Below are 2,139 nucleotides of genomic sequence, written 5' to 3' on the forward strand. Positions count from 1 at the left end.
CGTTTTGCCACAGACAAATGGGGCAGAATTTCAGATTTTATCGTATCTTTGTCCAGTAAAATTCAACAATTCTAATGATGGAAAGGCTTGTTTGGGAGGGGTTTCGGAGTAAAATCCCAATGGTAATATTTAGTTGCATGATATCTCTCTTAGGTTGTACCCCCAAAAAGGACAAACGTATTGTAGGTGGAGATATTATAGGACATTGGCGGGCTGTGGACAATGATTACAGAACTGCTACATATGCAAACTTATTCTTTTACCGAGATTCTACAGCCGTTTTTGATTGTATCTCAGATACCGTCATGTTTTTACGTTATAAGCTCGTCAAAGACACCTTAATTATAATAGATGAGAATAAAGTATGTACAAAAGATCCCATTCAAACACTTAACTCCAAAGAATTGGTTCTAGAAAGTTTGAAAGACTTGGAAAATAAGCAATGTTTCATAAGAAACGAAACATCTGGCGAACAGTTTGATAGTTCCATTGTGAGGGAATTCATGTGAATGTGTATCTCATGCCCATAAAATAAAATACGATCCGTGGACAATATTTGGATGCAGCGAACGTCATAACATCGAAGGCGTCCGAATAGTCGAAGAACCTCAGGGGGGCAGCAACCACCCCACCGCTCCCACGCAGATAGGGCATGAGCATTATACTTACGATGCCAATGGTAACCCAACACTGGTGGAGAACGACAGTCTGAACAGCGAGCGGAGAATGTATTGGGACGATGACAACCGCCTGATGGTTTTGTTGGACAACGGGTAAGACAAGCCGATACACCTATAATGCTGCCGGCGAGCGTATCGTCAAGTGCCACAGTGACTAATAGATTTCACTAAAGATGTAGAAGTTATCAAAACAACAAAAGATTTAGATTTGTATCGATATTTTGGTGGAAATGCTGCGGCTGTTGGTTCCTATCTTTCAAATGGACCAATTGGAAAATTTATTGATAGACGCGGACTTGCGCTGAGACCAGAATGGAATAATACGATGGAAGGTATTGCGGAAATACAAGTTCCTAAAGGTTCTATTATGATAAAAGGAACCGCAAAGTCACAGGGGGGACAATGGATCGGAGGAAGGACTCAGTATTTTACGGTGGATAAACTGAATAGGGTTAAATAGAAGTCTTATGAATAAAAATATTATATATGCAGAAATGGGGAATCCTTGGCAATTCCCTTCATTTTATGAAGTCGCTTCTTGTAAAATTCTATTTATGGATCTACACAATTTCGGTAAGGAAGGGCCTCTGTGTGGAAAATTGTTTATAAATGGAGTACAAATCATGACTCCTCATCATGATGGTTTTGGAGGGCCGATTATAATAAGTGATAATTATATTTATTTACCTCTTTATCACATGATAATAAATAACAGGTCGAACTATTCAAGGACTTACGTTGCAGAAATAGATATTTCAAAAAAGTCATATCGGATAATAGGGAAAAGGGTCGAATATGCGGTTGTTTTCCTTGATTCTATGGTAAACGACACGTTGTATTATTATAATTATTCGAGAAAGGATGATAAATGGCTTAGACGTATTAATGTTTATTCTGTAAATAGGCCATGGGGTTGGAGTGAGAGATTCTTTCATTTCTATCATGAATTATTATTTTTCTTTCGTGATTTATTTTAATAAGCCATATACAATTATTCTGACTACAACTTGCTGTAGCACACCATAATGGCGAGCGTAGCGGATATTCGTACTTTTATCTACGATACCCCCTACGACAGCAGGAATGGCGTGCGCAACATGACCTATCATTACAATGCGGCAGGTCAAATAGTTCGCCTTTCGGGCAATAAACAGGGGCGTGAGAGCGTTATTGTTGACAGGATAGGTTACGGCAAGGACGGGCATACCGTCTATACCAAGCTCGGCAACGGCACGGAAACGACCTACACCTACGACAAGCAGCGTGAACGTCTGCAGGCGATGAACCTTACGGCGGACGGTAGGGCTGTGATGGAAAACAAGTACCAATACGATGCTGTGGACAATATCTTGGGTATTGCCAATGCCGTAGACCCGACGCAGGCCGCTAGTAATAACAACAATAGTAATAACAATAGTAATAACAATAACAGCAAAGCGAAACTTGGCGGTGCTTTCAA

2 protein-coding genes and 1 pseudogene are annotated in these 2,139 nt (G+C 40.2%); all 3 read left to right on the top strand.

Annotation, left to right across the window (positions count from 1 at the left end; genetic code table 11):
* Positions 1–888 precede the first annotated feature (888 nt).
* Positions 889–1,140 (top strand): hypothetical protein, encoded by a 252-nt coding sequence (locus HMPREF2955_RS15495; protein WP_139145428.1) that lies wholly within the window; start codon positions 889–891, stop codon positions 1,138–1,140.
* 7 nt (positions 1,141–1,147) lie between these two features.
* The gene (locus HMPREF2955_RS00235) at positions 1,148–1,657 is read left to right on the top strand and encodes a hypothetical protein (RefSeq protein WP_070719859.1); all 510 of its coding nucleotides are present in this window, start codon (positions 1,148–1,150) and stop codon (positions 1,655–1,657) included.
* A gap of 120 nt (positions 1,658–1,777) precedes the next feature.
* A pseudogene (locus tag HMPREF2955_RS00240) lies at positions 1,778–2,139 on the top strand (RHS repeat-associated core domain-containing protein); the annotation flags it as partial.

The organism is Prevotella sp. HMSC073D09 (assembly GCF_001814145.1).
In the GTDB taxonomy this organism is placed as follows: Bacteria; Bacteroidota; Bacteroidia; order Bacteroidales; family Bacteroidaceae; genus Prevotella; species Prevotella conceptionensis.

Bases quoted from the DNA above. Each gene is read 5' to 3' on its own strand.
- HMPREF2955_RS00235 (WP_070719859.1), top strand. From the start codon at position 1,148: ATGAATAAAAATATTATATATGCAGAAATGGGGAATCCTTGGCAATTC.